The following is a 20,535-nucleotide window of genomic DNA, read 5'->3' as shown; positions in this document are numbered from 1 at the left end:
CCGCCGACCGAGAAAGACATTGGACTATGAGACACCGGGTGATCTGTTTTCAGCAGCCCTTGCCAATGGCATTTGAGCGTTGCACTTGAAATGCGAATGTAAGGGCCTGTGTTTTCTTATAGATATAGATAGATACCGAAATGAACATTACCGTTTTAGCTGTTGGCACCAAAATGCCCAAATGGGTCGATGAAGCCGTGAATGAATACGCCAAACGCTTTGGCCGTGAAGTGAATTACACCTTAAAAGAAATCAAACCCGAGAAACGGGGCGCCGGCGTCAATGCCGCGCAGGGAATGGCCGCGGAAGAAAAACGCATACTTGAAGCCATTCCGCAGGGCGCGTTTCTGGTGGTATTGGATGAGCGTGGTAAGGTGCCAACTTCGGTTGAATTAGCGGAACTCCTTAAAACATGGCAGCAAAACGGTGAACATGTCTGCTTTGTGATTGGTGGGGCCGACGGCATGACCGATTATCTCAAGCAGCAAGCCCGTTTGATGATGCGTTTATCCAGCCTGACCATGCCCCACGGCATGGTGCGCGTATTGCTGACCGAGCAGCTTTACCGCGCCGTTTCCATCTTAAATAATCATCCTTATCATCGTGAATAAAGGCTGATTTTTGCGCCAAAAGCACAGGCTGTCTGTATTTCAGACGGTCTTTTGATTTGGAAGATTGTGTTAACAAATATAAAACTATATCAATCGCTTGATTTTGAAAATATTTCTGATACATTTCCATTACAAAGCAAATAAATAAAACCCAAAAGGAACACAATCATGAATAAAACTTTATTGACAATGGGCACGCTGGCGGCATTGCTGTTGAGCGCGTGCGGCGGCCAAAACGACACCAAACCTGCTGAATCAGCACCGGCACCTGCCGCGACTTCGGAAGCACCTACGGGCAGTGCGAAAGCAGCGGTCGAAGAGCGTGAGCGCCTGATGGACATCTTTAAAGAATCTGCCGGCACCATGGGCAAAATGATTAAGGGCGAAACCGCTTACGATGCTGCGGCATTCCAATCGGCTGCCGATACTTTGGCGGAAAATGCCGACAAACCTTGGGTTCATTACACTGAAGAGAGTGCCAAAGAAGAATCCGGTGCCAAACCTGAAGTGTGGAGCAAGCCTGATCAATTTAAGCAAGAAGCCGACAAATTCATCGCGGCTGCGGCTGCGTTGAAAACCGCTGCTGCGGAAGGCAACTTGGATGCGGTGAAAAGACCGTTTGGCGATGTAGGTCAAAGCTGTAAATCTTGCCACGATTCTTTCCGTGTAGACGACTAATCGCTTAAAAACCACACAAAAGGCCGTCTGAAACAGAGTATCAAGCTGTTTCAGACGGCCTTTTTGTATGTGCAGCATCGTGTATCATGATGATGAAAATAAGACGCTGCTAATCAAAGATATGTGTATCATGATGATTTTTAATCACTTTAAAGGCCATCTGAATATCTAAAGCAAAACTGGTTGAATGGGATTGGATTTGATTTCTATGTTGATGAATTAGGTTTGCTGTTGAGTGTTAAAAATTTCATTATTTATGGTGGTTTTCTATGCTTGAAATTCATTTATAATCATTTGAAATTTGATAGGGCGATCGGTTTTGGCGTATTGAAAAAAAGCTGTTCAAATTTCCCTTTAAATTATATCTATATGATTTTAATTGGTAAAAATAGGTTTCATTTTATCAATTAGCTTTATATAATCCATGATTATCCAAGCTTTGGATAAACAAAATAAAAAATGAATTAAGAGGAACTACCATGAAAAAAAGTATCATCACCATCACTTTGCTGGGTTTGGCCGGTCATGCCGCTGCCGATGTCACCTTATACGGCGAAATCCGCAACAGCATCTCTGTTGAGATGCGTTAAAATCAAAGGCAGCAACGGCGTGACCGAAAAAGGCACCGGCACCACCATCAACGACCACTTATCCCGCATCGGCTTCAAAGGTAGTGAGAAACTGAGTGAAGACACCAAATTGATTTGGCAGATGGAGCAACGCGTTTCGACCGTCAGCCAATACGACGGCTGGGGTACGCGCGATTCGTTTATCGGCTTGGAAGGCGATTTTGGTAAAATCCGCGCCGGTTATCTGAGCAACCAATACAATGAAATGGTTGATTTGGACAAATGGATTTTCAACCGTGGCAGCGCCTTGGGTTTGAGCAGCTACAACCGTGAAGGCAAACGTGTGGTATCCGCACGCTACGACTCGCCGGTGTTTAACGGTTTCCAAGGCATCGTGCAATATGCGCCGCGCGACAACAAAAATCCGGGCGACCGTTACACTCACCAAGAAGCCGCACAAGATGAGTTGATGCTTGGCCTGAAATACAAGAGCGATAAAGCCTTTGCCAAATCGGCCTACAGCCATAAGAAAAACAACTATGCCGACGGCAATGGTAAGTTGAAAGACGGCTATATCGCCCGCATCGATGGCGGCCTGTATTTGGGTAATTTGGAAATCGGCGCCGGTGTGCAACATGCCAAAGGCAATGAAAGCGGCAATAAATACTTGAGCCTGTTGACCGGTAATCAAAAAACATTCGACGGCCAAGGCTTGTTTGCCGATAAAACCGAAGCCGTGAAAGTAACCGATGCCGCCATCGCTTTAACTTACCGCGCAGGCAACTGGCAGCCGCAATTGGTTTACGCGCATGGCTGGGCGGCAAAAGGCGTCAACAGCAAAGATATTTTGGTGGATAAATACGATCAAGTCGTGATTGGCGGCGATTACCACATGAGCAAGCGCACATCGATTCGCGGCCAAGCCGGTTATCTAGTGATGGGGGGATAAAACCCGTTTGAACGCGACCACTACCGGGAAAGTCGAGCATGGCGGCGCGCAAATCGCCTTGCACCATAAATTCTGATTGGTTTTAATAATGTTATAAAAAAGGCCGTCTGAAAATCGGGAATATAGATTTTCAGACGGCCTTTTGCTGGTGTTTCCAAGAAGGTAGTCAGTTTGATATAGGCAACAAAAAATCCCTTAGCTTTCACTAAGGGATTTTTTAAAATTTGGTTGCGGGAGCAGGATTCGAACCTACGACCTTCGGGTTATGAGCCCGACGAGCTACCATGCTGCTCCATCCCGCGTCTGAAGGTGTAACTATACGAGAATAGGGCGGAGGTGTCAAGCGTTTTTGCGAAAAAATATTTCAAGCCTTATTCGTGGCCATGATTTTCTTTAAACAGGCCGTCTGAAAAGCTGAAGCAAGTCACTTGGTTTGTTGGCGCTTTTCTGCTTTTTCAGACGGCCTTTGCTATAATTAGGCTTTATTTTTCTATGATATAAGCCGAACGCTACATGTCTCAAGCCACGTTTCAACCTGATTTGTCTCAAACCCTTTCTAAAGACCGCCATTTCCTGCGCCAAGCCTTGAATAACCCGAAGCGTTTTGGCGGTAAAGAGGTGGTGCAGCAAAAATACCAACAATCGCACCAGCGTTTTCTCAAGCGACAAGCCAAGCTGCCGAAGCCTGAATATGCGGGCAATCTGCCGGTGCATGAGCGTTTGGACGACATCAAAACCGCGATTCAAAACCATCAGGTCACCATCATTTGTGGCGAAACCGGTTCGGGTAAAACCACGCAGTTGCCTAAAATTTGTTTGGAGCTCGGCCGCGGTACGGCAGGCTTAATCGGCCATACCCAGCCGCGCCGTTTGGCTGCGCGTTCGGTGGCGGAGCGCATTGCTGAAGAATTGGGCAGCCCGATTGGCGAAACCGTCGGCTACAAAGTGCGTTTCAACGACAACACTTCGCGTGATGCCTATGTGAAGCTGATGACCGACGGTATTTTGCTGGCCGAAACGCAAACCGACCGCTTTCTCACCGCCTACGACACCATCATCATCGACGAAGCGCACGAGCGCAGTCTGAACATTGATTTCCTGCTCGGCTATCTCAAGCAACTGTTGCCGCGCCGCCCTGATTTGAAAGTCATCATCACTTCGGCCACGATTGATGCCGAGCGTTTTTCTAAGCATTTCAACGGCGCGCCGGTGCTGGAAGTAAGCGGCCGCACGTTTCCTGTGGAAATTCTGTATCGCCCGCTGCATCAAGCTGATGAAGACGAAGCTGAAATCGAGCTGACCGAGGCCATTGTCGATGCCGCCGATGAATTGGCGCGATACGGCGAAGGCGATATTTTGGTGTTTTTGCCGGGTGAACGCGAAATCCGCGAGGCCGCCGAAGCCTTGCGCAAATCACCGTTGCGCCGCAATGACGAAATCCTGCCGTTGTTTGCGCGCTTGTCCAACGCCGAGCAGCACAAAATTTTTCACCCGTCGGGCAGCAAGCGCCGCATCGTGTTGGCAACCAACGTGGCCGAAACTTCGCTCACCGTGCCGGGCATCAAATATGTCATCGATACCGGTTTGGCGCGGGTAAAACGCTATTCCGCGCGTGCCAAAGTCGAGCAGCTGCATGTAGAAAAAATCTCGCAAGCGGCAGCGCGCCAACGCTCAGGCCGATGCGGCCGTGTATCGGCTGGTGTGGCCGTGCGCCTGTATTCGGAAGAAGACTTCAACCAACGCCCCGCGTTTACCGACCCCGAAATCATCCGTAGCAATCTGGCGGCGGTGATTTTGCGCATGGCCGCGTTGAAGCTGGGCGATGTGGCCGCGTTTCCATTTCTTGAAGCGCCGGATCAGCGCTATATCAACGATGGTTTTCAGGTGTTGCTGGAGCTGGGTGCCGTCAATGAGCAAAATGAGCTGACCAAACTTGGCGAACAAATGGCGCGGCTGCCCATCGACCCGAAAATCAGCCGCATGTTGCTGGCGGCAAAAAAACACGATTGCGTGCAGGAAATGCTGGTGATTGTGTCGGCTTTGTCGATTCAAGATCCGCGCGAACGCCCTTTGGAAGCGCGTGATGCGGCGGCCAAGGCGCACGAGCGTTTTACCGACAAGCAATCCGATTTTCTGGCGTATCTGAATATTTGGGACAGCTTCCAGCGCGAGCGCGACAAAGGCTTATCCAACAAGCAGTTGGTGCAATGGTGTCGCCAATATTTTCTGTCGCACCTGCGTATGCGCGAGTGGCGTGAGTTGCACAAGCAACTGGCCGAAATCGCCATTGAAATGGGTTTAACCGATAAAGAACGTGCGTTCAGACGGCCTCCTGTACAAACGCATTTAAGGCCGTATGCGACCGAAGGAAGTCCCCGTGGGAAAAACAAAGCTGACCAAGATTTATCGGCGCAATTCAAACAAAAACAATTAGACAAAAAAGACCATCGCGCCAAAATCCGCGCGGCCAAAGAAGCCGGCTACGAGCAAATCCACCGCGCCTTGCTCACCGGCCTGATTGCCAATGTCGGCATGAAATCGCCCGACGGCCACGATTACACCGGCGCACGCGGCAGCCATTTTCATCTGTTCCCCGCTTCGGCTTTGTTCAAAAGCAAACCGAAATGGGTGATGGCTGCCGAGCTAACCGAAACCACGCGCCTGTATGCGCGCGATGTGGCCGAAATCAAGCCGGAATGGATTGAACAGGAAGCACCGCATTTGGTGCGCTACCATTATTTCGAGCCGCATTGGGAGCAAAAGCGCGGCGAAGTGGTGGCCAGCGAACGCGTGACCTTGTATGGCCTGACCGTCTTGCCACGCCGCCCGATTGCCTATGGCAAAGTCGCCCCCGAAGAAGCGCGTGAGATTTTTATTCGCGGCGCATTGGTAGCGCAGGAGACCGATTTAAAGGCGGATTTTTTCATTCACAACAAAAAACTGATTCGCGAAGTGACCGAGTTGGAACACAAATCGCGCAAGCAGGATGTGTTGGTGGATGATGAAGTGTTGTTTGAGTTTTACAACCAGCGTTTGCCTGAAATGTATGTGCCGTCTGAAAAATCATCATTGCCAAACGCGGCAACGGTGGGTTCACACCCACCCTACCCAAGGCCGTCTGAAAAAGAAGTAGGCCGGATACTTGTATCCGACAAAAAAACAGGCGAACCCAATAAATCAGAAGTAGGTCGATACTCGTATCCGACAAAAATTCAGACAAGCCCAACAAGTCGGATACGAGTATCCGACCTACACGGCCAGAAAAGCCTAAACCGCTGGCAGACATCCGCACCTTCCAAGCATGGCTTAAAACCGCTGAAGCCACTGAACCCAAGCTACTGTTTCTCAGTCGCGACGACTTGATGCAGCACGCCGCGGCACACATTACCGAAGAGCAGTTCCCCAAATTCTGGAAAACCGCCGACGGCAAATTCAAGCTGGCATACCGCTTCGAGCCAAACCACCCGCTTGACGGCGTCACCATGACCGTGCCACTGACCGTGCTCAATCGCCTTAACGCAGCCGAACTGGAATGGCTGGTGCCGGGTATGTTGCGCGAAAAATTGCAGCTGCTGATTAAAGCTCTGCCGAAACAAATCCGCCGCGTGTGCGTGCCGGTGCCGGAGTTTGTCACCAAGTTTTTAGAAAACGAACCAAACCGCAGCGAGCCGATTATTCCGCAGCTTGCCCACTTTATCGCCAAAACCGCCGGCGATATGCGCATTCTCGAGCAAATCAATCTGGACGAATGGGCATTGCACGCGTTGCCGGATTTCAATTATTTCAACTTGCGCGTGGTGGATGACGGCGGCCAAGAGTTGGCCAGCGGCCGCAAGCTGCACGAATTGCAACAGCAACTCGGCCAAGCGGCGGCGGTAACGTTCCGCGACAACACCCAAGAATTCGAGCGCGACGATGTGAAAACGTGGGACATCGGCAAGCTGCCCGAATCCATCAAATTCGCCCGCGGCAAGCAGCAGCTAACCGGCTATCTCGGTTTGCAAAAAGAGAAAAACGGCAACATCGCCCTGCGCCTGTTCGACACCGCCGAAGCCGCCGAACAAGCGCATCGCCAAGGCGTGATTGAATTGATGAAGCTGCAATTAAAAGAGCATGTGAAAGACCTGAATAAAGGCTTACCAGGCTTCACCCAAGCCGCCATGCTGTTGCGCCACATCAATGCCGATACCCTGCGGGAAGACCTTACCCAAGCCGTGTGCGATCGCGCCTTTATCGGCGATGATGATTTGCCGCGTGATGAAAAAGCGTTTAAAGAACAAATCAAACGCGCCCGCAGCCGCCTGCCTGCGGTAAAAGAAGCCGTCAGCCGCTACCTGCAGGAAGTGGCCGCTGCCTATGCCGAACTCAACAGCAAACTGGGCAAACATCCATTGAGCCATCTGCTGCGCCAACGCACCAACGCCTTGCTGGCCGAAGGCTTCGCCAGCCGCACCCCATGGCAGCAATGGCCGCGCCTGCCGATTTATCTCAAAGCCATGACCTTGCGAATGGACAAATACGGCAGCAATCCCGCACGCGACCAAGCGCGTGAAGCCGAGATTCAAGACTTAGAGCAAATGTGGCAGGATAAAGTCGATACCTTGATTAAACAGGGCTTGCCCGTGTCGTCTGAAATCGATGCGTTTAAATGGATGATTGAAGAATTGCGGGTGTCGCTGTTTGCACAAGAATTGAAAACGCCGTATCCCGTTTCTGTGAAACGCCTGTTGAAAGAATGGGCGCAATGGGCCTGACACCAAAGGCATGATTAAAGCCGCTCCGAGATTAGGAGCGGCTTTTTTGTTGTTGAAGGAAAGTGCTAGGAATGAAAACAATAATTTCAACAAAATATTCACCAGAGAATGTTTCAGACGGCCTTAAATCTAGAGCATAGAGTTTTTGCAAAGCTTCAAATCTAAATGTTCAAAATCAATCATGATGAAATAAAAAACAAGCCAAACTCATGTATTTCAAATTTTGGCATAGTAATTGCATGCGTAATGGGTAGAGATAGCTGTTAAGCTTTATGCTTGGGAGTTAAAAGTCAAGATATGCGGCTGCTTACCTTGATAATAGGTCAATTAATCTAATTGGCAATATTATCTTAGAGAAATATCAAGGTGATAAAATTTGGCGATATCTGACAAATTTTGTCATATTTTTTACTGTAATGTAAACGCTCAAAGCGGAGATTAAGCAATGAACAAAATTTATAAAGTGGTCTTTAATGAAGTGACCGGAACATGGAGTGCGGTAGCCGAAACTGCCAAATCAAAAGGGAAGAAGTCTAAATCTTCTGTTGTGGTCGTAGCAGCTGCTTTAGCATTAACAGCAGCTACGCCTGCAATGGCTGAGGGTTTGTCGGGAGGCGAGACCTCTCATGATGACTCGATTGCAATTATGACAGGCGCAAAGGCTGAGGGTAATCTAAGCGTTGCCATTGGTAAGAATGCTAAAACGTATGGCGAGAAAAACGAGGAAGGTACGATTAATGGACAAAACGTTGCTATTGGTGCAGGATCACAGGCAGTAAATGGCGGTGTGAGTATCGGCTATGAAGCCACCAGCCTGAAAGCTGATGATACACCAGGTGTTAATGGTCAGTCTGTAGCTATCGGTTATTCTACTAAAGCACGCGGCGACCAATCGGTAGCTGTAGGTGCAAATACAGTATCTCAAGGTAATTCGTCAGTTGCCATCGGTGGTGATGACTTAGATGCTGTTGCTTCTACAACTAAACCTAAATGGGATGAAAAGAACATTACTGCAGAACAAGCGAAGACACGCAATAATACCGAAGCAGCAAGAAAATATAACGAAATTACCGGTGATATTTTAGTCCACTATGAAAACGTTGATGCAGATAACAAAAAAAGTCCTGATGCGCCTTTGCGCTATCAACCCACTACTACCGGCGAAGGCGCTGTGGCAGTAGGTGTGCAAGCAACAGCAGCTGATTTGGCTACTTCATTTGGTACGCGTACCGTTGCTTCTGGTATCGCTTCTGTGTCATTAGGCGTGGGTTCTACTGCAACCAAGGATGGTTCATTTGCGGCAGCAGCCGGTGCGAAATCGACCGGTGTATCTTCTGTTGCATTGGGTGCGGCATCTAAAGCAGAAAGTGATTCAGCAATCGCTGTGGGTAATGAGGCGAGTGCAACAGGCTTAGCTTCTACTGCAATTGGTCAAGGCGCTGTTGCAAGTGGTGCAAGTTCTGAAGAACAAAAAGATGGTGCTGCTACAGCAGTGGGTCGCCGGGCAAAAGCGACAGGTGACAGCAGCACTGCTTTAGGTTCTGAAGCAGAAGCTTCTGCAAAAAATACTGTAGCCATCGGTGCCGCGGCGAAAGCAACAAAGGCAGATGCAGTTGCAGTTGGTTTGCAGGCTGAAGCAAGTGGTGAACAAGCGATTGCATTAGGACGTTCGAGCAATGTAAGCGGTCAACACTCGGGTGCTTTTGGTAGTGCGAATAATGTTGCTAATGCCAATACTTATGTTTTGGGTAACAGCGTGACTACTACTCAAGACAATAGCGTAGTATTGGGTAATGCCTCTGCCGACCGTGCTGCTACTGCGGAAACTCAAGCAACTGTAGGTAAAATTACTTACAGTGGTTTTGCTGGTGTTGGTTCTCCAGCAAATGGTGTGGTATCTGTTGGTAGGGCAGGTGCAGGGCGTCAAATCATCAATGTTGCAGCAGGTAATGTTTCTGCTGTCTCGACAGACGCAATCAATGGTTCACAGTTATACGCTACCCAAGGTGTTATCAATAATGTTGCCAACTCAGTAGCTAATGTACTGAATCCAAAAAGTTCTAATGTAGATAAAGACGGTAAAGTAACCGCTAACTTTACTGTTAATGGCAATACGTATAACAATGTCCAAGAAGCATTGGCAAATGTTGATACTGATACCGTAACTGTTGTGCAGTCTGAAGATAAATCTGTCACTGTTACTAAGAAAGCGAATGATAAAGACGGTAATGCTGTTTACGATGTTGCAGTAGCAAAAGCGACATTGACGCCAAAAGGCGATGGTACAGTTACAAATACCAATCCTAAAGACAATAAGAATAGCTTTGTTACCGGTGATGATGTTGCCAATGCCATTAATAAGTCTGGCTTTAAACTGACTACCAGCAAGTCTGACGGTGAAGTTGAAGGTACAACAGAAGAGCTGGTGAATCCAGGCGATACTGTAACCATCGATGCCGGTAAGAACATTAAGCTGACCCAAGCTAATGGTAAAGTTACCGTTGCTACGACTGATGATGTTGCCTTTGAAAACGTTACCGCAAAGACGGTTAATGTGGGTGGCAATACAGTAACTGGTGATCAGATTACTGTTAATGGTAGCCCTGTAACCAATATCAATGAAGCCATTAACAAAACAGCTGAACAGGCATTTAAGCCATTGACCTTTGCTGGCGATACTGGTAACAACTTTGATCGCAAACTGGGTACGACAGTTAACGTTAAAGGCGGTGCTACTGGTGAGCTTTCAGACGGCAATATCGCTGTTGAATCTAATGGTTCTGATACCTTGACAGTTAAATTGGCTAAAGATCTAAAAGATATTAATAGTATCGTTGTGAATGAAGGTCCTACTATTAATAATAATGGTATCGACATGAAAAATGATTCGATTACCAATCTGAAAGATAATCTGCCTACTGACGGTTCACCGACTAACCAGACTAAGCCTGCTGATGCAAATGGTAATAATGCAGCAACAGTAAATGATGTGTTGAATGCCGGTTGGAATGTTCAAGGTAACGGCAAAGCCAAAGACTTTGTTAAACCTTATGACACAGTAAACTTCGTTAACGGTCAAGGTACAACAGCAGTTGTAACAACTGATGCTGAAGGTAAGAAAACAGATGTTACGTTCAATGTGAATGTAGACAACAAGACCACAGAGTACACATATGTGTCAGAGAATGGTGATACCGTTTACAAACACACTGATGGTAACTATTACACCCAGCCAAATGGTAAAGGTAATAAAGTTGACACTCCTGTAACAACTCAAGTTTCAGCGAAGACTGGTACTATCCAGTACAACGACGGTGATGACAGCAATACCAATAACACCTCGGCAGTTGATAAAGGTAAAGTTGCACCTAAAGCAGGTGATGAAGACAAGGTTACAACAGTACAAAACGTTGCTGATGCGATCAATGCTTCAGGCTTTACGTTAAAAACATCAGCAGTAGAAGGCGGCACCAAAGATGCATCTTCAACTGATGAAGAAGTGATTAACCCAGGTAAAGTGGTTGAAATGGTTGCAGGTAAGAACTTAACTGTGAAGCAAGAAGCTAATGGTAAAGTGACTTATTCAACCAAAGACCAAATGGTATTAGGTGAGAAAGGTGAGCCAGGTGAAAACGGCGAAGACGGAAAACCAGGTGTTGACGGCTCATTAGCTGTAAACGGTAAAGACGGCTCAGCTGTTGTCATTAACGGTAAAGACGGCTCTATCGGTCTGAAAGGTGCTGATGGTAAAGACGGTCTAAGCCTGACTCCAAAAGCTATCGTGTTCAACGGTGTTGACGGTAAAGACGGTCAAGTCAGCATGAACTTTGAAAAAGCTGCACCTGCATTAGACGGTAAAGACGGTCAAAACGGTGCTGACGGTCAAACGCGCATTGTTTACACCAAGCCAAATGGTAGCAAAGAAGAAGTTGCGACCATGAATGATGGTTTGAAGTTTGGTGCAAATGCTGGTGATAACCACGAAGCTAAACTAAATTCTTTGGTTGATATCAAAGGTGCTGATGCTAATACGAATTGGGATAAGTTCGACAAAGGTCAAAACATCATGACTCAAGTGGAGTCTGATGGTGAAGGCAATGGTCGTATTACTATCGGTTTAGCAAAAGACCTGAAAGACATTGACAGCATTACTGTTAACAATGGTCCTACCATCAACGGTGACGGCATCAACATGAATGGTGACAAGATTACCAATGTTGGTCCTGGTACAGATGATGGCGATGCGGTTAATGTTAAACAGTTGAAAGCGTCACGTACTACCGTGACATCTAGCGACAACAGCATCAGCGTAGTTGACACCAATGACGGTAAAGGCGACAACTTCGCTTACGACATCAAAGTCAACAACCAAGCTGTTGTAGAGAATGCCCAATTGCCGGTGGTTTACACCAACAAAGAAGGTGACAAGGTTTACTTGGTAACCGACGCAGATGGTAACAAGACCTTCAATACTAAGCCGGATGGAAGTGGCGATGCTGTCGACAACGGTGATATCATCGCTTCGATGAACAACGCTGCTGGTGATACAACTAAACCAACAACATTGTCTAACGTCGCAAGTAATCTACCAGCGACTTACAATACCAATGTTTACAATACTGAAGGCAAGCCTGTAACAACAGAACAGAAATTGCCTGAAGGTGATAACAAGGTAAATGTAAACAACGCAGCCACTGTAGGCGACGTGTTGAACGCTGGTTGGAATGTTCAAGGTAACGGCAAAGCCAAAGACTTCGTTAAACCTTACGATACCGTAAACTTCGTTGATGGCAAAGGCACAACAGCTGTTGTAACAACCGATGCTAAAGGCGAGAAAACGGATGTAACCTTCAATGTTGACGCGGGTAACATCACCAACAACACCAACGGTACGGTAACAGGTCCTGTGACTGAAGAGCTGACCAAAGCATTGGAAGAAGCAAAAGCAGACCAAGCTAAGCTGCCTGACACTGCGTCTGAAGCTGATAAGAAAGCTGCTCAAGACAAAGTAGATGCTGCACAAAATGCGGTGAACAAAGCGGGTGACCAAGTTGCTACTGCGCAAAACGTTGCTGATGCAATCAACAACGCTGGTTTCAATACCAAAGGTAAAGATGCTGATGGCAATGAAGTATCTGCACAAATCAACCCAGGCGACAATGTTGCTTATGTTGACGGTAAAGGTACCAAAGCCAACGTTAAAGTAGAAACTACAGACGGCGTTGATAACGTTGAAGTCACTTATGACGTAAACGGTAAAGACGGTAACGGCACGACCTTCGTAACTAACGAAGACGGTTCTATCCAAGTTAACGTTGACGCTGGTAACATCACCAACAACGAAGACGGTTCTGTAACCGGTCCTGTGACTGCAGATGCGAAGAAAGCACTTGAAGATGCGAAGAAAGCATTAGCAGATTTACCTGCAGATGCTTCAGACGCAGATAAGCAAGCAGCTCAAAAAGCAGTTGATGATGTACAAAATGTAGTTAATAAGGCAGGTAACCAAGTTGCTACTGCGCAAAACGTTGCTGATGCAATCAACAACTCTGGCTTTACGTTAAAAACATCAGCAGTAGAAGGTGGTGAGAAAGATAAATCTTCAGCTGGTGAGGAAGTGATTAACCCAGGTAAAACGGTTGAAATGGTTGCCGGTAAGAACTTAACTGTGAAGCAAGAAGCTGACGGTAAAGTGACTTATTCGACCAAAGACAAAGTTGAGTTCACTAAAGTTACAGCCGGTGATACCGTGATGGATAATAAAGGCATTACCATCAACAATGGTGCAGCAGGCAACCGGGTGACCTTGACTAAAGACGGTCTGAATAACGGTGGCAACCGCATCACTAACGTTGCCCCTGGTGTGGATGATACCGACGCAGTCAATGTCAGCCAGTTGAAAGCTTCAAATGCCAATGTTCACAACCGCATTGACGGCGTGGAAAGCAACGCCAATGCCGGTGTGGCGCAAGCCATGGCAACTGCCGGCCTGCCGCAAGCTTACTTGCCAGGTAAGAGCATGATGGCCATCGGCGGTGGTGTGTACCGTGGCGAAACTGGTTACGCAATCGGCTTCTCGAGCATTTCCGACGGTGGTAACTGGATCGTGAAAGGTACGGCTTCCGGCAACTCTCGCGGTAATTACGGTGCCACTGCTGCTGTAGGTTATCAGTGGTAATCCGATAATCAAACATTTCAGATGGCCTGAAGGCTAGGCCGTCTGAAAACGGTTTGATATAAAAAGACGGCTTTTATGCCGTCTTTTTTTTGCGTGTATAAATAGGATGAGACCTTTGCAAAACCCCAGATTTGAGTGCAGTTCGAAGTTATAGCAGCGCAGAAAGCGCAGACATATCACAAAGATAGGCAAGCTTTCGAGCAGCGCATAACGAAGAAATGTGCCAAAGATGGGGAGTTTGAAAAGGTCTCAGGATGAGCTTGCCGTAAAACAAACATCTTGTGGCTTTTCCATATTTCAAATGCCGTCTGAAATTTTTTCAGACGGCATTTTTGTATTTTCCTGCATTTCTATGTTTAAATGCGCATATTCGTCTTATAAAATAATCACGCCCAATCTCAATCACACATCAAAGGAAGTTTCTATGTCTGCCGCTTTGTCCAATCGCTTTTATTCGCTGTTTGCGTCGGTGTTTTTTCTATTTGCCGGTTTCGGTTTGTTTCTGAACTCGGCGGGTGTGAAGCTGGCGGAAATGGGGGTGAATAATATCGTCATCGGTGCGCTGAATGCGGCATTTTTTGCCGGCGCATCATTGAGCGCGGTGGCGGGGCATCGGATTGTGTCGGGGGTGGGGCATATCCGCAGCTTTAGTGTGTTTGGGGCGGTGTTCGCAATGGCCTCACTCACGCACTTGATGACGGAAAATCTGACTGCGTGGGGCGTGTTGCGTGTGGTGTTGGGTTTTTGCTATTTCAGTATGCTGATGATTGCGGAAAGTTGGTTTGCCGAGCAGAGCGCGCAGGAAAAGCGGGCGCGGGTGTTAGCAGTTTATAATTTGGTGTATTACTTTGCGTTTACGCTGGGTATTTTGCTGTTGAGCTTTGATTCGTCGAGCGACAACGTGTTTGTGCTGGGCACGCTGCTGGTGATGACGGCGATGTTGCCGGTGTCACTGACCAAGATGAAAGCACCGCAGGTGCCGCCGCGTCAGAAGATTAATGTGCCACGCGTGTTGGCGATTGCACCATTAGCTTTTGTGACTGCATTTTTGGCGGGTGTGTTGGTGAACGGGTTGTTTACCATGGCTTCGGTGTTTTTGTTGCAGCAGGCATTTAGTTTGCAACAGATTTCTGCATTTTTAACATCGGCGATGGTGGGCGGTTTTGTGGTGCAGTTGCCGCTGGCTCGCTTGTCGGACAAATTCGGCCGCCGCAATGCGATTTTGGGCTGTTCGGCTTTGGCTTGCGTGGCGGCCTTAACTGGTTTGGTAGCGATGGCGATGCAGTTGGCCACGCCTATGCTGCATAACGCGGTGGCGTTTGTGTTCGGTTGTGGTTTATTTGGTTTGTATGCCTTAAGCATTGCGCGGGCGAATGACCAATTGCCGAATAATATGAACACAGTAGAAGTGAGCCGCAGCCTGCTGTTTTGCTATGGATTGGGTTCACTGACTGCACCGTTGTTAATCGGTGTGGTGATGGATTATGCACCGCACTTGGGCTTTTACGCGCTGTATGTCTTGGCAGCGGGCGGTTTGGCAATATTTGCATGGAAACAGAATGTGGTGCCGGAAGAAGAGCGCAGCGTGTTTGTGAACGTATCGGGCAATACCGGCGCGATGGCGGCGGATTTGGATCCGCGCAACAATGAAGAAGACGATGATTTCGATGAAGTGGTGGCGCAGGCGCATGTGGATAATTTGGACAATATCGATATGCCGTCTGAAAGCGAGCCTGCCGATAAAGCGGATATGATGGAAGCGGAATCAGCGAATCAGGTGCAGGCAGAACAACCGACTGCCGAGCCGCCGCTTGAGTCAACCAATTCGGAAACACTTGAAACGGATAAACAGAACCAAGACAAACCGCTTTAACCCAAAGGCCGTCTGAAAATATTTCAGACGGCATGAGACCTTTGCAAAACTCTTTCAAAAGCCGGTGAACATCAAATCGACGTCATTCCCGCGCAGGCGGGAATCCATTTTCGAGTATGGCAAGCTATTGAATAAAATAGGTTCCTTAGATTTTTAAATGGATTCCCGCCTGCGCGGGAATGACGGCCTTTTGGGTTTTACTGGTGATTTATGAGGTTTTGCAAAGATCTCAGCCCATGTATTGGTTACAATATCGCTTTTCCAGATTGCACAAGTTTTCGGTGATGAGCACTGAAACAGAAAGTATGCCATGACCTTATTGTTATCAGCCGGTGTCGATGAAGCCGGGCGCGGCCCGTTGGTCGGCAGCGTATTTGCCGCGGCGGTGATTTTACCTGAGCATTATGATTTGCCCAAATTGACCGACTCGAAAAAACTCAGTGAAAAGCGGCGCGATGAGTTGGCGGCAATGATTAAAGCGCAGGCCGTGGCGTGGTGTGTGGCGAGCGCTAATCCACGCGAGATTCATGAGCTTAATATTCTGCATGCGACCATGTTGGCGATGACACGGGCGGTGCAGGGCTTGGCGGTGCAGCCGGAAAAAGTGTGGATAGACGGCAACCGCGTGCCGAAAGACTTGGGTATTGAGGCCGAGGCGGTGGTAAAAGGCGACAGCAAAATCATGGCGATTTCGGCCGCTTCGGTGCTGGCGAAAACCGCGCGTGATGCCGAAATGTATGCGCTGGCCGAACGCTATCCGCAATATGGTTTTGATAAACACAAAGGCTACGGCACAGCGCAACATTTGGCTGCTCTGCAACAATTCGGCGTGTTGCCCGAACACCGCGAAGATTTTGCGCCGGTGAGGGCATTGTTGGCGCAGGGAAGGTTGTTTGAATAGGAAATTGGTAAAAACAAGGCCGTCTGAAAACAGAAGTTTCAGACGGTTTGGTTTTTATCGGCCGCATGGAAATACTGCAAAAATTATCCCATAGCGTTCAGACGGCCTTTCTGCCCAATAAATACACCACCGAGCTCATGCCGACATGGCGGTTGCCTTCGTTTAATTCGTGGTCGCGGTGTTCGGCAATCAGCCATTCTAAGCCATCGAGCGCGGCCTGCATTTCTTCCAATGTGCCGAGCATGGCGGGGTCGGACGGGCCGCCGGTGCCGTTGGCAATTTGGTTGGGGTGGTAAAACACGCCGGCAAACAAGCCGTTGGGTTTCAGCGCGGCGATGATGCGCTGCGAAAAGCGGCTGCGGTCGGGTTCGGTAAAGTGACAGAACACGCTGGTAATCACATCATGGCTTTGCGGCGGCAAATCCAAGCCCAGTAAATCGGCTTGGCGTAAACTGATATTTACACCGCGTTCGGCAGCGAGTTTGGCGGCTTTTTCAAGGCCGACGGCGGATAAATCCACGCCTTCGGTGTCTAAACCGCATTCAGCCAAAAACACGGCATTGCGGCCTTCGCCGGTGGCTAAATCCAAAGCATTACCTGATGATGGCAAATATGGACGGATGCGGCGGATAAATTCGTTCGGCTCGGTGCCGAATACATACTCTTCGCCAAGATAGCGCTGATCCCAAGGGCTGCTCATGCGGATTCCTTTTCTCGTTTGGCTTTCAGACAGCTATCAAAACAACAGGCCGTCTGAAAAATATAGCTTCAGACGGCCTTATCATATAATAAAATTCAAATGTGTTCAATTTGTAGGCAAATGCTTATGCCTTCACACGCGCCAGCAATTCATCGGCTAACGCCAAATAAGCTTGTGCGCCTTTGGCCGCAGCATCATAAGCCAGCGCCGGCATACCGTGGCTCGGGGCTTCGGCCAAACGAATATTGCGTGGAATGGTGGTTTCAAACATCAAATCGCCAAAATGCTGCTGCAATTGTTTGCTTACTTCTACTACTAAGCGGCTGCGGCCGTCGTACATGGTACGCACGATGCCGGTTACGTTCAGATTAGGATTGATGGCTTGGCGGATTTTGCGCACGGTGGCAATCAAATCAGAAATGCCTTCCAGCGCGTAGTATTCGCATAACATCGGCACAATCACACCATTGGCCGCCACCAAGCCGTTGAGCGTGAGCAGGGTGAGTGATGGCGGACAATCAATCAGCACAAAATCATAGTCGTTTTCCACCACTTGCAAGGCGTTTTTCAGGCGCAGCTCGCGGGCGATTTCTTGCACCAATTCGATTTCGGCACCGGCCAAAGCGCGGTTGGCACCCAATACATCATAGCCGCCGCTCTCGCTTTTTACCACGGCCGTCTGAATGTCGGCATCGCCCAACACCACTTGATACACGCCTTGCTCCAAGCTGGCCTTGTCAATGCCGCTGCCGGTGGTGGCGTTGCCTTGCGGGTCAAGGTCGATCACCAAGACGCGCTGGTCGCGCTTGGCCAAGGAAGCCGCCAGATTGACGGTGGTGGTGGTTTTGCCGACGCCGCCTTTTTGGTTGGCGATGGCGATGATTTTTGCGCTCATGTGCTTTGCCGATAGTTAAGAGTATGATGGCTGGAATTGTACCGTTATTTGCGGCAAATGGGTATCACAAGGCCGTCTGAAAGTGATAGATTTTCAGACGGCCTGAGACCTTCGCAAGGGTCTCGGCCTTATGCGGCATTTATTTCTTGCGCATAATCACCATATGTCGCTCGGCATTTAGTTGCGGCACATGCATTTCTTCCACTTTTTCCACGGTCACAAAATTCGGCAAGCGGTCGATTTCTTCTTGCGGGAACACGCCTTTCATGGCCGCCCAGTAGCCGCCGTCTTTCAGCAGCTGCTCCGTCCAGTTAACAAAATCGGCCAGTTCGGCAAAGGCGCGGCTGGTGATCACATCGGCTTGAAAATCTTGTACCGCTTCAACGCGGCCACTGACCACGCGCACATTACTCAAGCCGAGTTCAATCACGGCTTGCTGCAAAAACGAGGTTTTTTTGGTGTTGGCATCGAGTAGGGTAATCTGCAAATCGGGGCGGCAGATGGCAGTTGGGATGCCGGGCTGGCCGCCGCCGGAGCCGACATCGAGCATGGTTTGCGCACCTTCGATATAAGGCAGCAGGGTTAAGCTGTCGAGCAGGTGGTGGCTGATCATCAGCGATTCATCGCGCAGGGCGGTGAGGTTGTAGGTTTTGTTCCATTTTTTGAGCAGCTCGACGTATTCGATGAGCTTGTGTTGTTGGGCTTCAGTCAGGTTCAAGCCCATTTCGGCGAGGCCGTTTTGCAGTTGCTGGGTGTGGTTCATGGCGGTTTCCGAGTTAATCATGGCGGGTCATCCGCCCAGACGATATGGTAACGGAAAATGAGGCCGTCTGAACATTTTCGGCACAAAAAAACAGGCGAAAAGCAGGCGTGGATACATGAAAGTATCGGCGCTGCATTTCGCCTGTGAGGGAATAAGCGGTTGAATTACGAGCCGTATTGTTCCCACGGTGCGCGCAAGCTGTTGGAACGTGGCGAACGCACCGGCATTTGGCGGTTTTGCGTATTCGATTGTCGATTCAGCAAGCGCGATTCGTTGCTGCGGTAAATGCGCTGTTGCTGATTGGCTGTGCGTTGCTGATGGACATGTTCACGCACTTGCTGGCTGCGACGCTGTTGTTCCATGCGGTCGCGCGTCAAAATGCTGCGGTTGCGCGAATCTTCGACACGCTGTTGCAATTGGCGGTTGTGGACGCGTTGTTGTTCCAAGCGGTTTTCCAGCATACGGTTTTGCTCGCGTTGGCGGTAAACACGGTCGGACAACACACGGTTTTGCTGATGCATGCGTGCTTCCAGCGGATAGCGGCGGCGGTAGTCGCTCATGCTGTCGATGCGGCGAACGTGGGTATTGTAGGCCGGACGATACGAGCGCGGCATGCGGTTATAACGCTTGTCATAATAATAGCCGTCGTCGAGGCTGTAATACAGCAAAGAAGCGACCGTGCCGACGGTGGCGGTGGTGGCAATGGCATTCACGGCGGGGTCGTCTGAAACCACGCAGCCACTTAAGCCGACAGCGGCAGTGATGCCGATTACGCCTATGCCGACGAAGCGTTTGACAGTTTTAGTCATCATGTTGAGTGTCCTAAAGATTAATCGGATGATGTCAGGCTGTACTTTAAGCCCGCTGCTTGTTAGATTACACACAGGATATGCAAAACTTGCGTTTTACTCGATTAAGATATTCAAAGGCCGTCTGAAAAAGGAAAGATGATGAATGCGAAAACTGTTTTGGATTTTTGGTTTGATGAGGCAAACGAAGCGTGTTGGTTTGCCAAAAGCGATGATTTTGATGCCGAAATCCGCCGTCGATTTATGAGTGTATGGCAACAGGCAGCGCGTGGCGAACTGTCCGCTTGGCGCGCCACTTTGCGCGGGCGCTTGGCCGAAATCATCGTATTGGATCAGTTTTCGCGCAATTTGTGGCGCGACCATGCGAATGCGTTTGCCCAAGACAATATGGCGTTGGTGTTGGCGCAAGAAGCGGTGCAACACGCCGATTTTGCCGATTTGAATCAGGCCGAGCGCAATTTTATGCTGATGCCTTTTATGCACAGCGAAAGCCAAGCAGTACATGAGCAGGCCTTGCCGCTGTTTGAACGCCATGCCGATGCCGTGACCTTGGATTTTGAGCAGCGACACAAAGCCATCATCGCCCGCTTCGGCCGCTATCCGCACCGAAATGAAGTGTTGGGGCGGGACAGCACGGCGGAAGAAAAAGAATTTTTAACCCAGCCGGGCTCGTCGTTTTAGCAAGGTTTTATGCCGTCTGAAAGCGGATGAATTAAGAGATGCCAAAGGCCGTTTGAAATGTTTCAGACGGTCTTACATTCGCATTTCAAGTGCAACGCTCAAATGCCATTGGCAAGGGCTGCTGAAAACAGATCACCCGGTGTCTCATAGTCCAATGTCTTTCTCGGTCGGCGG

The 20,535-nt window shown here is 48.9% G+C and carries 12 protein-coding genes, 1 tRNA gene and 1 pseudogene; 9 read left to right on the top strand and 5 right to left on the bottom strand.

Annotated elements, in window-relative coordinates; translation table 11 throughout:
• Positions 1 to 140: 140 nt before the first annotated feature.
• The 3 genes from rlmH to CRG49_RS08195 all read left to right on the top strand — a co-directional run bounded on the left by rlmH (position 141) and on the right by CRG49_RS08195 (position 2,807).
• A complete protein-coding gene (gene rlmH / locus CRG49_RS08210; RefSeq protein ID WP_095502982.1) occupies positions 141 to 611 on the top strand; it encodes a 23S rRNA (pseudouridine(1915)-N(3))-methyltransferase RlmH in 471 nt (156 codons plus the stop codon).
• A gap of 168 nt (positions 612 to 779) precedes the next feature.
• Positions 780 to 1,289: a cytochrome c gene (locus CRG49_RS08205; protein ID WP_095502983.1), complete on the top strand. Its 510-nt coding sequence runs from the start codon at positions 780 to 782 to the stop codon at positions 1,287 to 1,289.
• 576 nt (positions 1,290 to 1,865) lie between these two features.
• A complete protein-coding gene (locus tag CRG49_RS08195; RefSeq protein WP_229436922.1) occupies positions 1,866 to 2,807 on the top strand; it encodes a porin in 942 nt (313 codons plus the stop codon).
• A gap of 225 nt (positions 2,808 to 3,032) precedes the next feature.
• Here the strand turns inward: CRG49_RS08195 and CRG49_RS08190 are convergent.
• Positions 3,033 to 3,109: transfer RNA gene (locus CRG49_RS08190), tRNA-Met, on the bottom strand.
• A 211-nt stretch (positions 3,110 to 3,320) separates the two neighbouring features.
• Between CRG49_RS08190 and hrpA the strand changes: the two genes are divergently transcribed.
• The 5 genes and pseudogenes from hrpA to rnhB all read left to right on the top strand — a co-directional run bounded on the left by hrpA (position 3,321) and on the right by rnhB (position 16,513).
• Positions 3,321 to 6,170 carry an ATP-dependent RNA helicase HrpA gene (gene hrpA, locus CRG49_RS08180; protein WP_369832027.1) on the top strand — a complete coding sequence of 950 codons (2,850 nt, stop codon included), beginning with the start codon at positions 3,321 to 3,323 and terminating at the stop codon, positions 6,168 to 6,170.
• Positions 6,071 to 7,561, top strand: a pseudogene (locus CRG49_RS13885) (DUF3418 domain-containing protein); the annotation flags it as partial. The gene hrpA and the pseudogene CRG49_RS13885, both read left to right, overlap by 100 nt.
• 445 nt (positions 7,562 to 8,006) lie before the next feature.
• The gene (locus tag CRG49_RS08175) at positions 8,007 to 13,739 is read left to right on the top strand and encodes an ESPR-type extended signal peptide-containing protein (protein ID WP_095502986.1); all 5,733 of its coding nucleotides are present in this window, start codon (positions 8,007 to 8,009) and stop codon (positions 13,737 to 13,739) included.
• Between the two features lie 424 nt (positions 13,740 to 14,163).
• Positions 14,164 to 15,612, top strand: coding sequence for an MFS transporter (locus CRG49_RS08170; protein WP_157807902.1), 1,449 nt, complete (start codon positions 14,164 to 14,166; stop codon positions 15,610 to 15,612).
• 310 nt (positions 15,613 to 15,922) lie between these two features.
• Positions 15,923 to 16,513, top strand: a complete 591-nt coding sequence (gene rnhB, locus CRG49_RS08165) for a ribonuclease HII (RefSeq protein WP_095502988.1) — start codon at positions 15,923 to 15,925, stop codon at positions 16,511 to 16,513.
• A 97-nt stretch (positions 16,514 to 16,610) separates the two neighbouring features.
• On the opposite strand, the gene CRG49_RS08160 is transcribed toward rnhB, so the two are convergent.
• The 4 genes from CRG49_RS08160 to CRG49_RS08145 all read right to left on the bottom strand — a co-directional run bounded on the left by CRG49_RS08160 (position 16,611) and on the right by CRG49_RS08145 (position 19,683).
• The gene (locus tag CRG49_RS08160) at positions 16,611 to 17,213 is read right to left on the bottom strand and encodes a class I SAM-dependent methyltransferase (protein ID WP_095502989.1); all 603 of its coding nucleotides are present in this window, start codon (positions 17,211 to 17,213) and stop codon (positions 16,611 to 16,613) included.
• A 124-nt stretch (positions 17,214 to 17,337) separates the two neighbouring features.
• On the bottom strand, positions 17,338 to 18,108 hold the full coding sequence (locus tag CRG49_RS08155) for a ParA family protein (protein ID WP_095502990.1): 771 nt from the start codon (positions 18,106 to 18,108) through the stop codon (positions 17,338 to 17,340).
• A gap of 139 nt (positions 18,109 to 18,247) precedes the next feature.
• Positions 18,248 to 18,871, bottom strand: a complete 624-nt coding sequence (gene rsmG, locus CRG49_RS08150; RefSeq protein ID WP_095502994.1) for a 16S rRNA (guanine(527)-N(7))-methyltransferase RsmG — start codon at positions 18,869 to 18,871, stop codon at positions 18,248 to 18,250.
• Positions 18,872 to 19,035: 164 nt separating this feature from the next.
• Positions 19,036 to 19,683, bottom strand: coding sequence for a hypothetical protein (locus CRG49_RS08145; protein WP_095502991.1), 648 nt, complete (start codon positions 19,681 to 19,683; stop codon positions 19,036 to 19,038).
• Positions 19,684 to 19,821: 138 nt separating this feature from the next.
• On the opposite strand from CRG49_RS08145, the gene CRG49_RS08140 reads away from it, so the two are divergent.
• Complete coding sequence (locus tag CRG49_RS08140) at positions 19,822 to 20,361, top strand: DUF924 family protein (RefSeq protein WP_095502992.1); 540 nt, start codon at positions 19,822 to 19,824, stop codon at positions 20,359 to 20,361.
• Positions 20,362 to 20,535 lie beyond the last annotated feature (174 nt).

The sequence above is a fragment of the Neisseria sp. N95_16 genome (genome assembly GCF_002551535.2).
GTDB classification, from domain to species: domain Bacteria; phylum Pseudomonadota; class Gammaproteobacteria; order Burkholderiales; family Neisseriaceae; genus Neisseria; species Neisseria brasiliensis.
Note: the sequence above shows the minus strand (reverse complement) of the source record. Positions and strands in the feature narration are given on the sequence as shown.